At 69.5% G+C, this 17,188-nt stretch carries 16 protein-coding genes and 1 riboswitch; of the genes, 10 read left to right on the top strand and 6 right to left on the bottom strand.

Annotated features, from left to right (window positions below; translation table 11 throughout):
- Positions 1-5: 5 nt before the first annotated feature.
- From GV790_RS24535 to GV790_RS24515, 5 genes are all read left to right on the top strand, one after another.
- On the top strand, positions 6-482 hold the full coding sequence (locus GV790_RS24535) for a MarR family winged helix-turn-helix transcriptional regulator (protein WP_163816525.1): 477 nt from the start codon (positions 6-8) through the stop codon (positions 480-482).
- Between the two features lie 70 nt (positions 483-552).
- Positions 553-1,773: an 8-amino-7-oxononanoate synthase gene (locus GV790_RS24530; RefSeq protein WP_280211661.1), complete on the top strand. Its 1,221-nt coding sequence runs from the start codon at positions 553-555 to the stop codon at positions 1,771-1,773.
- 2 nt (positions 1,774-1,775) lie between these two features.
- The gene (bioD, locus tag GV790_RS24525; RefSeq protein WP_163816523.1) at positions 1,776-2,456 is read left to right on the top strand and encodes a dethiobiotin synthase; all 681 of its coding nucleotides are present in this window, start codon (positions 1,776-1,778) and stop codon (positions 2,454-2,456) included.
- Between the two features lie 359 nt (positions 2,457-2,815).
- Positions 2,816-4,411: a GMC oxidoreductase gene (locus GV790_RS24520; protein ID WP_163816521.1), complete on the top strand. Its 1,596-nt coding sequence runs from the start codon at positions 2,816-2,818 to the stop codon at positions 4,409-4,411.
- Positions 4,412-4,649: 238 nt separating this feature from the next.
- A complete protein-coding gene (locus tag GV790_RS24515; protein ID WP_218586466.1) occupies positions 4,650-5,636 on the top strand; it encodes a phage tail tip lysozyme in 987 nt (328 codons plus the stop codon).
- 78 nt (positions 5,637-5,714) lie between these two features.
- Here GV790_RS24515 and GV790_RS24510 read toward each other — a convergent pair whose 3' ends face one another.
- The 5 genes from GV790_RS24510 to GV790_RS24490 all read right to left on the bottom strand — a co-directional run bounded on the left by GV790_RS24510 (position 5,715) and on the right by GV790_RS24490 (position 10,952).
- The gene (locus GV790_RS24510; protein ID WP_163816517.1) at positions 5,715-7,286 is read right to left on the bottom strand and encodes a DHA2 family efflux MFS transporter permease subunit; all 1,572 of its coding nucleotides are present in this window, start codon (positions 7,284-7,286) and stop codon (positions 5,715-5,717) included.
- Positions 7,283-7,768: a MarR family winged helix-turn-helix transcriptional regulator gene (locus GV790_RS24505; RefSeq protein ID WP_163816515.1), complete on the bottom strand. Its 486-nt coding sequence runs from the start codon at positions 7,766-7,768 to the stop codon at positions 7,283-7,285. Before GV790_RS24505 ends, GV790_RS24510 begins: the two co-directional genes overlap by 4 nt.
- Before the next feature lie 255 nt (positions 7,769-8,023).
- Entirely contained in the window at positions 8,024-9,049 is a 1,026-nt protein-coding gene (locus GV790_RS24500; RefSeq protein WP_175586000.1) for an ABC transporter substrate-binding protein, read from the bottom strand.
- Positions 9,046-9,924, bottom strand: coding sequence for an ABC transporter ATP-binding protein (locus tag GV790_RS24495; RefSeq protein ID WP_309139034.1), 879 nt, complete (start codon positions 9,922-9,924; stop codon positions 9,046-9,048). Before GV790_RS24495 ends, GV790_RS24500 begins: the two co-directional genes overlap by 4 nt.
- Positions 9,921-10,952 carry a FecCD family ABC transporter permease gene (locus tag GV790_RS24490; protein ID WP_163816513.1) on the bottom strand — a complete coding sequence of 344 codons (1,032 nt, stop codon included), beginning with the start codon at positions 10,950-10,952 and terminating at the stop codon, positions 9,921-9,923. The genes GV790_RS24495 and GV790_RS24490 overlap by 4 nt, the downstream gene beginning before the upstream one ends.
- Positions 10,953-11,003: 51 nt before the next feature.
- Positions 11,004-11,130: riboswitch (cobalamin riboswitch) on the bottom strand.
- Between the two features lie 65 nt (positions 11,131-11,195).
- On the opposite strand from GV790_RS24490, the gene GV790_RS24485 reads away from it, so the two are divergent.
- The 5 genes from GV790_RS24485 (at position 11,196) to GV790_RS24465 (ending at position 16,439) form a co-directional block, all read left to right on the top strand.
- Entirely contained in the window at positions 11,196-12,350 is a 1,155-nt protein-coding gene (locus GV790_RS24485) for an alpha/beta fold hydrolase (RefSeq protein ID WP_163816511.1), read from the top strand.
- A gap of 66 nt (positions 12,351-12,416) precedes the next feature.
- Complete coding sequence (locus GV790_RS24480) at positions 12,417-13,508, top strand: ABC transporter substrate-binding protein (RefSeq protein WP_175585999.1); 1,092 nt, start codon at positions 12,417-12,419, stop codon at positions 13,506-13,508.
- Positions 13,508-14,371 (top strand): ABC transporter permease, encoded by an 864-nt coding sequence (locus GV790_RS24475; RefSeq protein ID WP_163816509.1) that lies wholly within the window; start codon positions 13,508-13,510, stop codon positions 14,369-14,371. The genes GV790_RS24480 and GV790_RS24475 overlap by 1 nt, the downstream gene beginning before the upstream one ends.
- Positions 14,347-15,093, top strand: a complete 747-nt coding sequence (locus tag GV790_RS24470; protein ID WP_175585998.1) for an ABC transporter ATP-binding protein — start codon at positions 14,347-14,349, stop codon at positions 15,091-15,093. The genes GV790_RS24475 and GV790_RS24470 overlap by 25 nt, the downstream gene beginning before the upstream one ends.
- The gene (locus GV790_RS24465) at positions 15,090-16,439 is read left to right on the top strand and encodes an LLM class flavin-dependent oxidoreductase (protein WP_163816507.1); all 1,350 of its coding nucleotides are present in this window, start codon (positions 15,090-15,092) and stop codon (positions 16,437-16,439) included. Before GV790_RS24470 ends, GV790_RS24465 begins: the two co-directional genes overlap by 4 nt.
- Positions 16,440-16,497: 58 nt before the next feature.
- On the opposite strand, the gene GV790_RS24460 is transcribed toward GV790_RS24465, so the two are convergent.
- Positions 16,498-17,088, bottom strand: coding sequence for a TetR/AcrR family transcriptional regulator C-terminal domain-containing protein (locus tag GV790_RS24460; RefSeq protein ID WP_163816504.1), 591 nt, complete (start codon positions 17,086-17,088; stop codon positions 16,498-16,500).
- Between the last annotated feature and the right edge of the window lie 100 nt (positions 17,089-17,188).

Raw genomic sequence — 17,188 nt, 5'->3', positions numbered from 1 at the left:
CCATCATGTCAAGGGATGCCGGTGGCTTCGAGCTGCCACTGCGGATGCTGGCTGCCTTCCGTGCGGTCATCGACGAAGTGCACGCCGGCCTGGCCGAGCGCGGCCACCCCGATCTGCGGCCGATGCACGGCTTCGTGTTCCAGGCGATCGCGCGCAGCGGGCCGCAGGGGTGCACTGCGGCCGACCTCGGGCGGGCCCTCGGCATCTCCAAACAGGCCGCGGGCAAGCACATCGACAACCTCGAACACCTCGGCTACCTGCGTCGTGGCCATGATCCGGCCGACGCCCGGCGCAAGGTCTACACGCTCAGCGATCGCGGCATCGAGGTGCTGGACCGATCTGCCGAGACCTTCGACCGCATCCACGCGCGCTGGTCGGCCCTGCTCGGCGCCGACCGGATGGCCGCACTCGACGCCGATCTCCGGGTGCTGGCGCCGGGTGAGCTCTTCCGGATGGATACGCCGAGCTGGTTCGGCTCGTGAGGGCGTCGCCGGTGCGCATCCGGTGGCCCCGGTCACCCTCCTGAACGCCGTTCAAGTATGGTGTTCAGCTGTGAGTACCGATCCATTGAGCTGGCTGGACGCGCGTGCTGCCGAGCGGGTGGGGGCGGGGCTGCGGCGGCAGCTGCGGGCACGGGAACCGCAGTCACCGTCCATCGATCTGGCATCGAACGACTATCTGGGGCTTGCGCGCCACCCCGAGGTGATCGAGGGCGCGGTCGCGGCCGTGCGGCGGTGGGGCGCCGGTTCCACCGGATCGCGGCTGGTCACCGGGACGACCACCGAACACGAACTGCTCGAGGCCGAGCTCGCCGAATTCATGGGCGCCGAAGCCGGGCTGGTGTTCGCCTCTGGGTATGCCGCCAATCTCGGCGTGGTGACGGCGCTGGCCGGACGCGGCTCGCTGATCGTCTCCGACGCGGGCAGTCATGCCTCGCTCGTCGACGCCTGCCGGTTGTCGCGGGCGCGGGTGGAGATCGCGCCGCACTGCGATGTCGCGGCGGTGGACCGGCTGCTGGCGAGTCGCACCGAGGAACGCGCACTGGTGCTCACCGATTCGGTGTTCAGCGCCGACGGCGACCTGGCTCCGCTGGCCGAACTGCACCGGGTGACACGCGCCAACGGCGCGGTGCTCGTCGTCGACGAGGCGCACGGGCTCGGTGTCCGTGGCACCGGCGGCCGGGGACTGGTGCAGGAAATGGGGCTGGCCGGGGAACCGGATCTGGTGATCACCGCGACCCTGTCGAAAGCCCTTGCCGCCCAAGGAGGAGCGGTACTGGCCAGCGGCCGGGTGCGCGCGCACCTCATCGACGCGGCGCGCACGTTCATCTTCGATACCGGGCTGGCGCCCGCCGCTGTCGGCGCGGCCCGCGCGGCGCTGGGGATCCTGCGCGGCGATCCGGGTATCGCGCAGCGGGTGCTGGATCGGGCCGCCGATATCGCGCGGATCGCCGGTGTGCCGCAACCGGATTCGGCGGTGGTCTCGGTGGTGCTCGGTGAGGCGCAGGTGGCCTTCGAGGCCGCGCAGCAATGCCGGGCGCGCGGCCTCGACGTCGGCTGTTTCCGTCCGCCGTCGGTGCCGGAAGGGACGTCCCGGCTGCGGCTCACGGCGCGCGCGAACCTGACCCCGGCGGAGATCGAGGTCATTGCCACGGTTCTCGGCGAGGTGCTGGCCGCGGCACGGCAGGCAGCGGGCAGTCCGACGTATCCGGTCGGCGGCTGGCCCGCGACGGCGGCGCTCTCGGCGGGGCTCGTGTCGACGGTGCGGGGGTAGCGATGACGCTGATGTTCGTTACCGGAACGTCGACCGATGTCGGCAAGACCATTGTCACCGCCGCATTAGCGGCCACGGCCACGGCGGCCGGGCGCTCGGTCGCGGTGTGCAAACCCGCCCAGACGGGTGTCGCCGAGGATGAGCCCGGCGATCTGGCGACCATCACGCAACTCTCCGGCGTCACCAGCACGCTCGAACTGGCCCGCTATCCGGAACCGCTGGCCCCCGACACGGCGGCCCGCCGTTGCGGCGCACCACTGCTCACCATCGACGAAACACTGTCGGCTATCACCGAACTCACCGCCGACCTCGTCCTCGTCGAGGGTGCGGGCGGCGTGCTGGTCCGTATCGGTGAGTTCACCCTGCTCGATCTGGCGGCAAAGCTCGGCGCGCCGGTCGTGGTCGTCACCGCCCCCGGTCTCGGCACCCTCAACCACACCGAACTCACCACCCGCGCGCTGGCGGCGGCCGGTGTGGAATGCGCTGGTCTGGTCATCGGGTCCTGGCCGGACGTTCCCGATCTGGCCATGGAAACCAACCGCACCGACCTGCCGCGCGTGACCGGCGCCGAGCTGATCGGCTCGATCCCCACCGGGGCGGGCGCGTGGCCGGGGGCTGCGTTCCGGGGCGCGGCCCCCGGCTGGTTCGATCCGGACTGGGCACGGCGCCGCCTGCTCGGCTGAATTGATCCGCCCGGCGGCGCTCGAGGCCGGCGGGGCTACACCGCCGGGCAGATCGTGTGTCTTCGGCGGGCTCGACGACATCATGCCCCGCGGTGGATGCCGGCGTGGCAGACGATGCATGGCGACGAATCAGGATCGAGTTCTTCGATTTCTCGAGCACGAGGCACTCCGGTGCAGTAACGTCGTTACTCGGTAACCGAGTTACCGGCGTGGAGAGGTCGCGCCGGGATCCTCGGTGACCGACGCACGGCGCATCCGGACCATCACGTGACCAGCGCTGGCCACCCGATGGCAGGACTCGCCAGTGCTGCCGAGCGATGCGCCGTGCACCCGCACTCGGCTCGTCGTAAGGATCTTTCATGTCAGTGCTCTCCCGCCGCTCGCTGCTGACCGGGGCGGTGGCCACCGCGGCCGTGCTCGCCGGAGCCAGGATGTCCGACCCGAAGCCGGCCATCGCCGCGCGGGTCAACGGAGTTCGGCTCACCAGGGAAGAGCACCGCGTCGTGGTGATCGGTTCCGGTTTCGGCGGCGGGGTGACGGCGCTGCGGCTGGCCGAGGCGGGAGTGCCGGTACTGCTGCTCGAGCGCGGCATGCGCTGGCCGACGGGGCCGAACGCGGAGACCTTCCCGCGTGCCTCCGCACCGGACAAGCGCATGCTCTGGCATCGGTCCAGCCCGAACCTGTTCGGGCAGCCACTGGCCTTCGAGCCCTACACCGGCTTGGTCGAAGCGGTACCGGGGCAGAACATGACGGCGCTGTGCGCGGCGGGGCTCGGCGGCGGATCGCTGATCTACCAGGGCATGTCGCTGCAGCCGGACGAAGCGGTGTTCAACACGCATTTCCCGGCCGAACTCGACTGGGCCACCATGGATCGCGTGCACTACCCGCGGGTCGCGCGGATGCTCGGGCTCGCGGTCGCGCCCGAGGAGCTGATCGCTCACCCGAATTACGCCGCCGCCCGCGTCTTCGCCGACCACGTGCGCCGCGCCGGGTTGCCGCTGTCGAAGATTCCCATGCCCATCGACTGGAACTTCGCGCTGGCCGAGCTGCGCGGGGAGATGAAACCGTCCTACACCAACGGTGATGGCGCGATGGGGGTGAACAACGGCGGCAAGCACTCCGTCGACGTCACCTATGTCGCCGCGGCCGAAGCCACCGGGCGGGTGCAGGTCCGCACCCTGCACGAGGTCACCGATATCGAACGCGCCGCCGACGGACGCTGGATCGTGCACGTCGACCGCATCGACAGCACCGGCACGGTCCAGGAGAACATCGTCATCACCGCCGGGGCGCTCGTGCTGGCGGCGGGCAGCCTCAACACGACGAAGCTGCTGGTGCGCGCCGGGGCCAGGGGACTGATCCCCGATCTGCCCGATGCGCTGGGCCAGAACTGGGGCACGAATGCCGACCGCATCTACGTCTGGACCAACCCGGCCGCGGATTTCGGTCCCGCACAGGGCGGTCCGGTCGTGTACGGCAGCCTGAACTGGGCGGACCCGAACTCCGCGTGCACGCTCATCCAGGCCTCGATCCCGCCCATGCCTGTCGATCCGAAGTCGACCATGATGGTCGGCTACGGCGTCAGCGCCGGCCGCGGCGCGTTCCACTACGACGCGGCGGCCGAACAGGCGGTGCTGCACTGGCCGGTCGATGGCGATTCCTTCATCCAGGACAACCACATCGGGCCCACCGCGCACCGCATCGCCGGACCGGGCACCGCCCTGCTCGACACCAATGCCGCGTTCCCGTCCACCTGGCATCCGCTCGGCGGGGCGAGCATGGGCAGCGTCTGCGACCTGGAGGGCCGGGTGCTCGGTCAGCGCGGGCTCTATGTGCTCGATGGGGCGCTGATGCCGGGCACTACCGCCGCGTGCAATCCGTCGATGACGATCGCCGCCGTCGCCGAACGCGCGCTCGATCATCTCGTCGCCACCGATGTCGGCACGGTGATCTGAGGCAGATCCCGCGGTGGTCTTCTCGCCGGAGGGAATATCGCGGCTCGTGCGTGCGGGCGGAATCTGCTATTTCTTGCCGTGGTCACCTGCGCCTGTGGCAGACAGGGCAGGGAGCGCATGCTGCGGCATCGTGTGGTGGAGGTGGACGGTGGCTCCGGAACCGGTGAAGTTTCGGCGATTTACTGACGCCCCCATTCTGAATCCCTACATCGCACGGGCGGAAGCAACGCTGGAAGCGTTGAAGAAGGGCCTCGGCAACAAGAACGCCACCCGGATCACCGCGAAATACCTCGACGGTCTCGGCGGGGCCGAGATGCCGGGCACCGGAGAGATGAAGCAGCAGTACAAACTCCGGGCCGCCGACGTCAAGGACTATCAGGACCAGTGGAACTCCCTCGACGACCAGATCGCCGAGATGGCCGCCGCCTCCGCCGACGTGGCCAACGAGGTCACCAAGCAGGTCGATCTGCTCGAGGACGCGATCAAGGAAGCCCTGGGCACGGTGGTCGACGATCCGCCGGACCGCCCGACTCCCGCCGAACAGGTCGGCGCGGTACACGCGATCGACAAGCTCATCGCCAAGGCCGTCGACGCCGTGTGGGACGCGTTCAACGAGCTGGACCGGCAGGCGTGGAATTCGCCTCCGGGCGGCGCGAATACCGGTGGCGGTGGTGGTGGATACGGCGGCGGTGGCGCGCCGCCGTGGACGCCGACCTTCGGCAGCAACCTGCCCGGTGACGTCTACACCGGCGGCGATGTCCCGACGACGGCGGACGCGGCACCGCTGGACGGTGGTGAGCGGACCACGGCGGAGAAGATCTACCGGCGGCTCATCGACGTCTACGGTCTCACGCCTGCCCAGGCGGCCGGGATCGTGGGCAATATGCAGGTCGAGGCCCCCGGATTGAACACCGGGGCCTATAACCCGAACGAGGGTGCCTACGGGCTGTGCCAGTGGCTCGGCGGGCGGCGCGAGAACCTGGAAGCCTTTGCCGCATCCCGGGGTAAACCGGTCGGCGACTGGGAAACCCAGGTCGATTTCATGATGCACGAGTTGCAGGGCAGCGAGTCGGCGGCGTATGCCAGGCTGCGCGCCACCGACACGCCTGCCGCCGCGGCGGCGGTGTTCGACCAGTACTACGAACGCAGCTCGGGCGAGGCGCGCGGTCAGCGGATCGCCAACGCGAACAATGTCGCGGCCACCATGGCTGCGGTGTCGGCCTGAGCCGGTTCCGATATGCGAACAGCCGATCCCCGTGCGCATTCGCTCGCACGGGGATCGGCTGTTGTCGGTTGTCGCGGGTCAGTGCATCATGACCGGCGCCTTGGGCTGCTCGCCCTCGGCGGGAGCCTCGATCTTCTTGCGCGGCAGGAAGAACGACGCGATCAGGGTGACCAGGCACAGGAACGCCGCCACCAGGTAGCTGGTGGAGAACGCCGAGGCCATGTCGTCGAGCACGATCGACTCGAACTTCGCACCCAGCGACTGGATGTATTCCAGGATCGACGGATCCGGCGGCGTGCCGGTGCGTTCGGCCTCACCGACGGCCTGGGCCGCTGACACCGGCTCCGACGCCTTGAACTGGTTGGTCAGCACCACCGAGATGATGGCGACACCGACCGAGCTCGCGATCTGCTGGGCGATGTTCAGCAGCGTGGAACCACGGGCCACCTCGTGCTCGGTGAGGGTGCGCAGCGCGGCCGTCATCAGCGGCATCATGGTGCCACCCATGCCCAGACCCAGCACGAACAGCAGACCCAGCAGCACCGGGTAGGAGGTGTGCGCATCGGTCTGCGAGAGCCCGAACATCGCGACGGTGATGGTCAGCATGCCGACCGGCACGATCCGGCCCACCGGGAGCTTGTCGGCCAGCGCACCCGCCAGCGGCATGGTGAGCATGGTGCCCAGACCCTGCGGCGCCACCAGCAGACCCGCCATCAGCGGGCTCTCCCCGCGCACCTGCTGGAAGTAGGTGGGCACCAGCAGCAGGCCACCGAAGAACGAGGCCGCGAACAGGAACATGGTGATCGTGGAGATCGACAGGTCGAAGTTCTTGAACAGCCGCAGGTCCAGCAGCGGATGCTTGGGCTTGAACGAGTAGAACACGAACGCGATCACCAGCAGCGCGCCGAGCAGCATCGTCGCCCACACCTTCGGCGCGGTGACGGTGCCCTCCTCCGGAATCGTGGACACACCGAACAGGAACAGCGCCAGACCCGGCGAGAGCATCAGCATGCCGATGAAGTCGAAGGTCTCACTCGGCTGCGGATCATCCTTGGGCAGCACCACGTAGGCGTAGACCAGCGAGATGGCGCCGATGGGCAGGTTGATCAGGAAGATCCAGTGCCAGGAGGCGTTGTCGATCAGCCAGCCACCCAGGATCGGGCCCAGGATCGGGCCCAGCAGCATCGGGATGCCGAGGATGGCCATCAGCCGGCCGATCCGCTCGGGTCCGGCGGCCTTGGTCATGATCGTCATGCCCAGCGGCATCAGCATGCCGCCGCCGAGGCCCTGGATCACCCGGAAGGCGATCAGCGCCTCGATGTTCCATGCCGCCGCACACAGCACCGAACCGCCGGTGAACAGCACCAGCGCGGCCAGATACAGGCGTTTGGTGCCGAATCGGTCGGCGGCCCAACCGGTCAGCGGGATGACCGTCGCCAGGGCGAGGGTGTAGGCGGTGACCGTCCAGGCCACCGTGGAGTAGTTGGCGACGTCGAACTCGGTCTGGAACGTCGGCAGCGCGACGTTGACCACGGTGATGTCGAGAATCGACATGATGGCGCCGAGGACGACGACACCGGCGACCTTGAGGACGGCGCCGTCTATCTTGTCGGGTACCGCTGCGGCGGTATTGCCGGCGGACTTGCTCACGAGGGGTCTCCCGTCGATACGGCTGGGATGGATTGCACCGAGGCGAGTGCCCCGGAGTCGAGCACGCCGAGGAGGGCGGCGTGCAGATCGTCACGCACGGTGTCGGGCAGGCGTTCGACCAGGCGGTCGATCGCGTCGCGATGGCACATCATCTGATCGCGGATGACCTCGCGGCCCTGTTCGCTGAGGCCGACCAGTTTGACCCGCCGGTCCTCTGGGCTTTCGTCCCTGGTCAGCAACCCGAGACGAACGAGCCGATCCACATTGCGCCCCGCCGCGGTCACCGACAACGAGAGTCGTTCGGCAATGGTGTGGATGGGCAGCTGCTGACGATCGTCGTGGCCGAGGACGAACAGGGTGCGTGCCTGCGAGAGCGACAGATCCAGGTCGACCAAACGATCGGCACCCCCGGAGCGGCTCGCGCTGAACAGGCCCGTCAGGAAACGCTCCAGCGTCTCGCTGATTCCCAATTCACTCGTCACCGCGCGATCATAATGCGCACGCAATAGTCGCGTACAAGCGAATATCGCGCGTTTGTGTCTAACGTCACGCCTGCTGGGTGGGACGTCATGATGGTGGCCGTGCGACGTATGCGTCACGGAGCCGACGCTAGACCCGGGGTCCGACACGATCGGTGTGATATTTGCCGGAAACGCCGCTCTACCTGTGTCGATGTGGTGAGTGTCACGTTCGGCCCGCGTCGCTCCAGCGGTGCTGGAACGTGCCGGGCACCGGGTTCAGCGAATCGCGTCGTCGGATCGCGGCGCGATGTCCGAGGGCGGCACCAGCCCCCACTGCTCGAGGTGCTTGCGAATCTGTTCGGCCGCGTCGATATTGAGCGGCCCACTCGTCCACATCGCGTACGGCAGGTTCAGGAAGCGGCCCTCGGTCACGGCGCGCAGTTGGTTGATGCCCGGCTTGGCGCGCAGCATCTCGACCTTCTGCGCGTAGCTCTGCATCGGATAGTCGACGAACATGATGGCGTCCGGGTCGGCGCCGGCCAGCCGCTCCCAGGACACCGCGGTCCAGGTGTCGGGGACATCGGAGAGCACATTGCGCCCACCGGCCGCGTCCAGGATCGCCTGCGGCGCACCGAAACTGCCGCTGGAGAAGATGGTGTCGCTGCCGCTGTCGAACAGGAAGATCTGCGGGGTGCGTGCGGGTTTCGGCGCGGCCGCGAGCGCGGCGAGGCGGCGATCGAGATCATCGACGAGCGCGGCGGCGCGTTCGGTGCGGCCGGTGATGGCGCCGAGATTGGTGAGGTCTTCGCGCAGCGCCGTCCACGGTTCGACCACGCCGCGCGGGCGTTCACCGGCGCGCTGGCGGCAGCTCTCGGTGAGGATGTAGGCGGCGATGCCCGCCGCCCGCAGCGAATCCGGGGTGAGATTCTTGGATTCGTCGTAGCCGTAATTCCAGCCGGCGACGACGACGTCCGGCCCCTGCGCGAGAACCGTTTCCCGCGAGGGGGATTCGTCGGCCACGGAACGGAGCAGGTCCACGGCGTCGCCGTAGTGCTCGCGCAGCACGGTGATGTCCTGCTGCATGCTCGACACCGCGGCTACCTGATCCTGCGCGCCGAGCGCCAGCACCATCGAGATCATATTGCTGTCGTTGACGAACATGCGCTGCGCGGGAGCCGGAAAGCTCGACTCCACACCGCAATTGCGCACGGTCAGATCGCCGGTGGCCGCCTGGGGGTTGCCGCAGGCGGCCAGCGTCACCGCCAGCGCCGCCGCGCAGAGCATTCGGATCGGGTGTTTCATGGCGCCGCCTCTCGCGGAGTGATCAACAGATGGTTCTCGCCCGTCTCGGGATGCGGTACGCGGGTGGCCCGCACCCCGAACGCGGCGTCGATGACGTCGGCGTGCAGCGCGATCTCGGGTGGCTCCAGCGGCTGGGCCCGCCCCTCGTGCACCACCAGCACCCGGTCGCAGTAGCGATCGGCCAGCGTCAGGTCGTGCAGCGCGGCGATCACGGTGCGGCCCAGGCGCCTGGCATGGGCGAGCAGCTCGAGCCGGTGAGTGATGTCGAGATGATTGGTGGGCTCGTCCAGCAGCAGCACCGGAGTGTCCTGCACGAGTGCGCGCGCCAGCAACACACGCTGACGTTCGCCACCGGAGAGCCGATGCACCGGGCGGTCGCCGAATCCCGCGAGATCGACCGCGGCCAGCGCGTCGTCGACGACCGTGCGTTCGCGCGCCGAACCCGCACCCCACGGCGGCAGATACGGCGTCAGGCCGAGCGCGACCACCTCGCAGGCCAGCAGATCATCGGGCGGGCGTTCGTCCTGCGCCACCAGGGCGACAGTGCGCGCGCGGCGGCGGGGCGAGAGGGCGTGCAGGTCGTCCGGGCCCACCAGCACCCGCCCACGCCGCGGCTTCGTGAGCCCGGCGAGCGTGCGCAGCAGCGTGGTCTTGCCCGCGCCGTTCGGCCCGACGATGCCGATCATCTCGCCGGCACGGACCTCGAAGCCGACGCCGGTCAGGACCTCGCGCCGCCCGGCCCCGCAGGCCAGATCGTGCACGGCGACGACCGCCCCGCCGGTGGGGGCGCTCGCGGTCACCGAAGGCTGCGGTCGTCCAGCGGTCTCGCCGCCGCTCCGGTCGCCGGCCTCGGCCGCGGTGAACGCGCTGCTCACGACGCACCGAACCGGTAATGACGCCGGCCCATCAGGATCAGGAACGCCGGCGCGCCGATCAGCCCGGTCAACACCCCGACCGGTATCTCGGTGGGGCGCACCAGGACTCGGGTCGCGGCATCGGCGATCACCAGGAACAGCGCGCCCAGCAGCGCGCAGGCGGGCAGCAGCGCGCGATGGCGTGGCCCGACCACCAGGCGCGCCGCGTGCGGCACCACCAGGCCGACGAAGCCGATCCCGCCCGACACCGCCACCAGCACGCCCACCAGCACCGCGAGCAGCACGAACAGCGCGATCCGCAGCTCACGCACCGGGACCCCGAGGGAACCGGCGGTATCGGCGCCCAGATGCAGCGCGTCCAGCCAGCCCGATGCCGCGATCAGCGCCACCGCGGCGGCCGCGACCACCGCCAGCGGCACCGCGATTTTGGTCCAGTCCGCCCCCGCCAGGCTGCCGAGCAGCCAGAACAGCACCGACTGCGCGGCCGCCGGATCGGTGCTGCGAAAGATCAGATAGCTGGTGAGCGCCGAGAACGCCGAGGCCAGCACGGTGCCGGTCAGCACCAGCCGCAGCGGGGTCAGCCCGCCCTGGGTCACCGCGATCATGAACACCAGCGCCGCCGCCGCGAACGCGCCCATCAGCGCGCCGCCGGACAATGCCCAGATCCCCGCCCCCGCGAACACACCCGAGGTGATCACCGCCGCGGCACCGACCCCGGCGCCGGAGGACACGCCGAGCAGAAACGGGTCGGCCAAGGGGTTGCGTACCAGCGTCTGCATGGCCGCACCGGCCAGCGCCAGCCCGGCACCGACGATCGCGGCCAGCACGGTGCGCGGCACCCGCAACTGCCAGACGATGGTGTCCAGGCCGGGGTCCGGCGGAATCCGGCCGCTCAGGCGGTGGGTCAGGACCTCGACCACGCCCGATACCGGCAGCGATTCCGCGCCGAATCCGGTGGCCAGCACCATGACCGCGGCCAGCGCGGCCAGCAGCAACGGGACGACGACAGCGGTGCTGACACGAGTCATCGCGCACGCACCATCGATGAACAGCGCTCCACAGGCAAGTCGCGGCCTCTCCAGAGTTCGTCCGGTGGGGGAGGTCTGACTCGCGCCCGCAGTGGGCGCTCACAGTGGCGCGACCGTCCCGGATTTGCACCGGATTCCCGCACCCACCGAGGGTGAGGCCGAACTCTACCGATCGGTCCGGTTCGCCGTGGCGCCGGGTCGCGGCGATGGCAGAGGTTCGCGCGCCGTGCCTACAGTGAAAATATGTCGCCGCTGGACGATCGACACCCGTCCACTGTCACCGACTGGGACGACGCGCGACGGCGGGCCCGATTGGCCGAGACCCGGCTCGGGCACAACTGGACGACGTTGCGCCGCACCCGGTTGGTGTTGTCGCGGGTCGGTGCGCTGGTGCTGATCGTGCTGATCGGCATGGTCCAGTACTGGGTACACGATGTCGCGCCGGAGCGGGCGCGGCTGGCGGGCACCGAGCCGTCGCTGCTGCCGATCTCCGCGCCCGCCGATCCGGGGGACTGGGATACCGCCGTCGTCGACATGGTCGGTCTGGGCGGTCTCAACGCCTCCGACACCGCCGAGGCACTGCCCGCACTGGCCACGATGGGCGTGGTGTGGGCGATCCGCTACGACAATCGCGGTATCGACACCAAGGTGATCGCCGATCTGATCATCCGGGCCGCGGTGATGTCCGGGATCCGCAATATCGTGCTCACCGGCCACAGCATGGGTGGGGTGATCGCGCTCGAGGTGGGCCAGCACATCCACACCGGCAGCGAGCTGCGCCTGGTCGCGGTGCTGCTCGACTGCACCCCGCTCGACCTCGACGCGGTACGACCCGACAAACGCGGCCGCGGCCAGGACATGGTGCGGTGGATGGGCTGGCTGCCCGGTGCCAGGGAGAGCCGCACGCTGCGCCTGACCGTCGAAACCTATGCGCGCCGGGAACGTTTCGTCGACCGCGAGGGCGTCCCCGGTATCCGCGTCGCCGAGTTGGGTGATGTGGTGGCCGAAGTGCTGCGCGACAAGATCTTCAACCCCGACGCCGCCAGCAACGGCCTGATCGAATCCCAATTCCTGGCCATCGTGGCCGGTGGTTCGGCCGACAACCTGCGCGCGCTGTCCGAGCCCGCCGACGGCAAGCCGCGGCCGGCGATCGTGTTCATCCGCCCGCACGACGCCCACCGGGACGACGTGGTCGACGTCGAACGCACCCATCAGGTGCTCATCGACGAGGTCGGCGGCGTGGACGGCGCGCTGCTGGTGGTGCTGCCGCACGGCACCGGCCACGCCAATCCACGGCAGCGCCCGCACGAGTACAACACCGTGCTCGCCCAGCAGGTGCAGCCGTTCGTGGAACGGTTCGAACAGCAGAGCGCCGACCGCGTCGACGCCGGACGGTGAGCCCGAGTTCGGATCACGGTGCCGTTAACGGTGTTCGGCGGCGGGCCCGGATTGTTGAATTCCGGCATGGCTCGACCTCGTATCTCCCGCACCGGCCCGCGCGGCCGCACCGCCGCCCTCCTGCTCGCCGCGGTATCGTTCGCGACGTTCGCGCTGACCGGATGTGCCTCCGACACGACGGAGGCGGGGTCTGTCGTCGACGGGCCGCTGCCCACCGAGGTGCCGCCGGGCACCAAGCTCGTCCTCGCCGACCAATCCGAACTGCTGCGCCATCAACTGCTGCTCTCGGGCGAGCTGGACAAGCTGCCGTTCGAGGTCGAGTTCGCCAACTTCGTCGGCGGGCCGGCCATCCTGGAATCGTTCCGCGCCGGGGCCGCCGACGCCGCCTGGGTCGGCGATGTCCCGCCCATCCACGCCCTCGCCGCGAAACAGGACGTGCCGATCGTCGCGGCGGCGCAGATCGATCCCAGCGCTTTGCGATTCGCGGTGGCGCCCGGTGTCTCGGTGCGCACGGCCGCGGAGATCAAGGGGAAGAAGATCGCCTACGCCGAGGGGACCTCACAGCAGGCGGCGGTGCTGCGTTTGCTGGACAAGGCCGGGCTGCGGACCTCCGACGTGGAGTTGGTGCGCATCCAGCTCGCCGAATTCCTGGACGCGGTACGCACCGGCCAGGTCGATCTCGCGCCGCTCAATGAACCCAACACCACCCGGTTCCTGCGCACTCCGGGCACCTCGCTGATCCCGGCCGAGGAAACCGAGGGCACCTACCCGGGGCTCACCTATCTGTACGCGCGCCGCGAGGTGGTGCGTGATCCGGCCAAGGCCGCCGCGGTGCGGGCGCTGGTGGCCGCGTACGTGCGGTCGTGGCAGTGGGTGAACGAGCACCGCGGCGAATGGGCGCAGAAGTACTACGTGGACAACCAGAAGGTGAGCCTCGACGACGCCACCCGCATCGTGGAATCGCGTGGCACCATCACCTTCCCGCATCTGGACCAGCAGCTGATCGATCGCCAGCAGGCCACCATCGACGTCATCGACGCCGCCGGCGAACTGCCGCGCAAGGTCGACGCCGCCGACGGCATCGACCTGCGATTCGACGCCGTCATCACCGAAACCGTCGGCCAGGTCGGCGCCGGCTTCGCACCGGGGAGCAACTGATGGCTGTCCATACCGCACGCGCGGGCGTCGTCGGACGGGTACCGCGCACTGCGTCCACCCCCGCGCTCGCCGCACGCAAGCGCACCCGCCGCACGCTCGGTCCGGGCCGGGCGATCCCGTTCGGCGCGGCGCTCGGACCCGCGCTGCTGATCGCCGCGTGGATCGCCGGGTCCGCTTCCGGTGCGCTCGACCCGGAGACGTTGCCCGCGCCGTGGACGGTCGCGCAGACCGCGGGCGAGCTCATCGCCGACGGCCGCCTGCAATCCAACCTGCTCACCTCGCTGCAACGGGCCGGGATCAGTCTGGTGCTCGGCGTGGTCATCGGGGTGGTGCTCGCCTTGATCGCCGGGCTCAGCCGCCTCGGTGAGGCACTGGTGGACGGGCCGATCCAGATCAAACGCTCCATCCCGACGCTGGCATTGATCCCGCTGTTCATCGTGTGGTTCGGCATCGGCGAGCAGATGAAGCTCATCGTCATCACCACCAGCGTGCTCATCCCGGTCTACATCAACACCCACGCGCATCTGCGCAGCGTCGACGCACGCTATGTCGAACTCGCCGAGACGGTGGGCCTGTCGCGGACGGCGTTCATCCGCACCATCGCCCTGCCCGGTTCGCTGCCCGGGTTCTTCACCGGGCTGCGGCTGGCCGTCACCATCTCCTGGCTGGCGCTGGTGGTGGTCGAACAGGTCAACGCGACCAGCGGCATCGGCTATCTGATGACCCAGGCCCGCACCTACGGCCAGATCGACGTCATCGTGGTGGGCCTGGTCATCTACGGCCTGCTCGGGCTGCTCGGCGATCTCGCGGTACGCACCGTGGAAAGGAAGGCGCTGTCATGGCGGCAGACTCTCGGCGACTGAACCTCGTCCGGGCCCGCGCGCTCACTCGCGGCTTCGGTGAGCGGGTGGTTCTCGACGGCCTCGATCTCGATATCGCGCGCGGTGAATTCGTGGCGCTGCTGGGCCGCAGCGGCTCCGGGAAGAGCACCTTGCTGCGGGCGCTGGCCGAACTCGACGACGGTGTGCCCGGCTCGGGGGAGTTGTCGGTGCCCGCGGAAAAGGCGGTGGTGTTCCAGGATTCGCGGCTGCTGCCGTGGACACGGGTGCTCGCCAACGTCACCCTCGGGCTGACCGGGCCCGGTGCCGCCGACCGCGGCCGGGACGCGCTCGCCGAAGTCGGCCTGGCCGGCCGGGAGAAGGCCTGGCCGCGCGAGCTGTCCGGTGGTGAACAGCAGCGGGTGGCGCTGGCCCGTTCGCTGGTGCGCGCACCGGCCCTGCTGCTGGCCGACGAGCCCTTCGGCGCGCTCGACGCGCTCACCCGGATCCGGATGCATGCGCTGTTGCGCGAGCTGTGCGCCAAGCACACTCCGGCCGTGCTGCTGGTGACCCATGATGTGGACGAGGCGGTGTCGCTGGCCGATCGCGTACTCGTCCTGGAAGCGGGGCGCATCGTGCTGGACCGCCGCATAGATTTGGAACACCCACGCCGGCACAGCGATCCGGCCTTCGCGCAGTATCGAGAGGAGCTGCTCGGCGGGCTCGGTGTCGAGCCGCAGGCAGCGCAGGTGAAGCAGGCGTCATGACCGAGCAGCGACAGTTGAGTCTCAACGCGTTCATCTACCCGGCCGGCCATCACGAGGCGGCCTGGCGGCATCCCGACAGCGGCGCCGACCGGATCTACGACGTGTCTTATTACCAGCAGATCGCCCGCACCGCCGAGGCCGCGACCTTCGACGCGGTGTTCTTCGCCGACGGGCCCGCTCTGCGCACCAACGTGGAGTTCAATGCCGCGCCGGGGCTGGAGCCGATCACGCTGCTCACCGCGATCGCCGCGGCGACAACGCATCTCGGGTTGATCGCGACGGCCTCGACCACCTACTACGAGCCCTACAACCTGGCGCGGCTGTTCTCCTCGCTCGACCACATCTCCGGCGGCCGCGCGGGCTGGAACATCGTCACCACCGGAACCGAGGCGGCGGCGGCCAACTTCGGTCTCGACCGGCACCCCGATCATCGCGAACGCTATGCCAGGGCACGGGAATTCGTCGACGCGGTGGTCGCGCTGTGGGACAGCTGGGAAGACGACGCGATCGTGTTCGACCGCGCGGCCGGACGCTACGCCGACCCGGACAAGATCCACCGGATCGACTTCGACGGCGAATACCTGCGCGTGCGTGGCCCGTTCAGCTCCGCGCGCACGCCGCAGGGCTATCCGGTGCTGGTGCAGGCCGGTGCGTCCAATGACGGCCGCGCCTTCGCGGGCCGCTACGCCGAGGCCATCTTCACCGCGCACCAGCGGCTCGAGGACGCGCAGCGGTTCTACCGCGACATCAAGGAGCGGGCGCGCGGCTTCGGCCGCGATCCCGAGCACGTCAAGATCCTGCCCGGCATCAGCCCGTTCATCGCCGACACCGAAGCCGCGGCGCGGCGGCTGGAACGGGAGTTCAACGAGCTCACCGTGCCGGAATACGGTCTGACGCAGCTGGAGAGCATCGCGGGCAAGAGTCTGCGGCATCTGGCACTCGACGAGCCGGTGCCGTACGAATTGTTCGCCGATGCCGGCGACGTCACCGATAACGCCCAGAGCCGCCTGCAAGTGGTGGCGGGAATCGTGGAGCGGGAACGTCCCACGGTGCGTGGACTGCTGTATCGGCTGGCCGGTGCGCGCGGGCATCGGGTCGTCGCCGGAACACCGGAACAGGTGGCCGACACCATCGAAGAATGGTTCCGCCACGGTGCGGCCGACGGATTCAATGTGATGCCGCCGTATTACCCGGGCGGGCTCGAGGTGTTCACCGAGACCGTGGTGCCGATCCTGCGTGAGCGCGGGCTGTTCCGCACCGAATACCGGGGGACCACATTGCGCGATCACTTCGGGTTGCCGCGTCCGGAGAGCCGGTTCGCGCGACGGCCCGCACTGGCCCGGTGAGCGCCCGATAGCCATCCGGCTCCGAGCGGGCCGGCGCGCGAGCACTGCGCCGGCCCGCTCAGCGCACGCGTGAGCCGAGCAGGTGCCGGATACCGCCGACGAACAACTGCAGTCCGAAATCGAAACGGGCTGTGGGGTCGATGGATTCGGTCTGCTCGAGCGGTGACGCCGCGTCGGCGAGCGCGCCCGCCGAATCCATCTGCATCCGCGACTGCTCGTCGACGGTGTGCCCGAGCACGTAATACAGCAGCGTGAACGCCGCCAGTTCGGCCTCGGCGCGGGGCATGCCCGCCCGGATGGCGGCGCCGGCGAAACGCTCGCGGCCCTTGCTGGTGGTCAGCCGCGAGGCGTAGGTGGCCGAGACGAGTTCGGCGCCGTCACGGTAGGCCAGCAGGCAGTTGCGCAGCCGGTGCGCGAGTTCGGTGAGCTGGCCCGGCCAGTCGGTGGCCGTCAGCGGATCCTCCATGGGCGCGAGGATGCGGTCGGCCACCGCGCCGAGCAGGGCCTGCTTGTTCGGGAAGTGCCAGTACAGGGCGCCCGGCTGTACGTGCAACGATCCGGCCAGGCGACGCATCGTGAGGTCGGCGAGACCGTATTGGTCGAGGATGGCGATGGCGCCGTCGACCACATCGGACCGGTGCAGTTGCACGCTGGAACCCTCCCGTCGTGTTGTGTCTCACTCTCGAGCTAGCCTATCCTGAACACCGTTCAAGTTGCCGGGTCGGTTCAGTGTGCACACTCCTTCCAGT

This window comes from Nocardia cyriacigeorgica (assembly GCF_010858045.1).
GTDB lineage: Bacteria > Actinomycetota > Actinomycetes > Mycobacteriales > Mycobacteriaceae > Nocardia > Nocardia cyriacigeorgica_E.
Note: the sequence above shows the minus strand (reverse complement) of the source record. Positions and strands in the feature narration are given on the sequence as shown.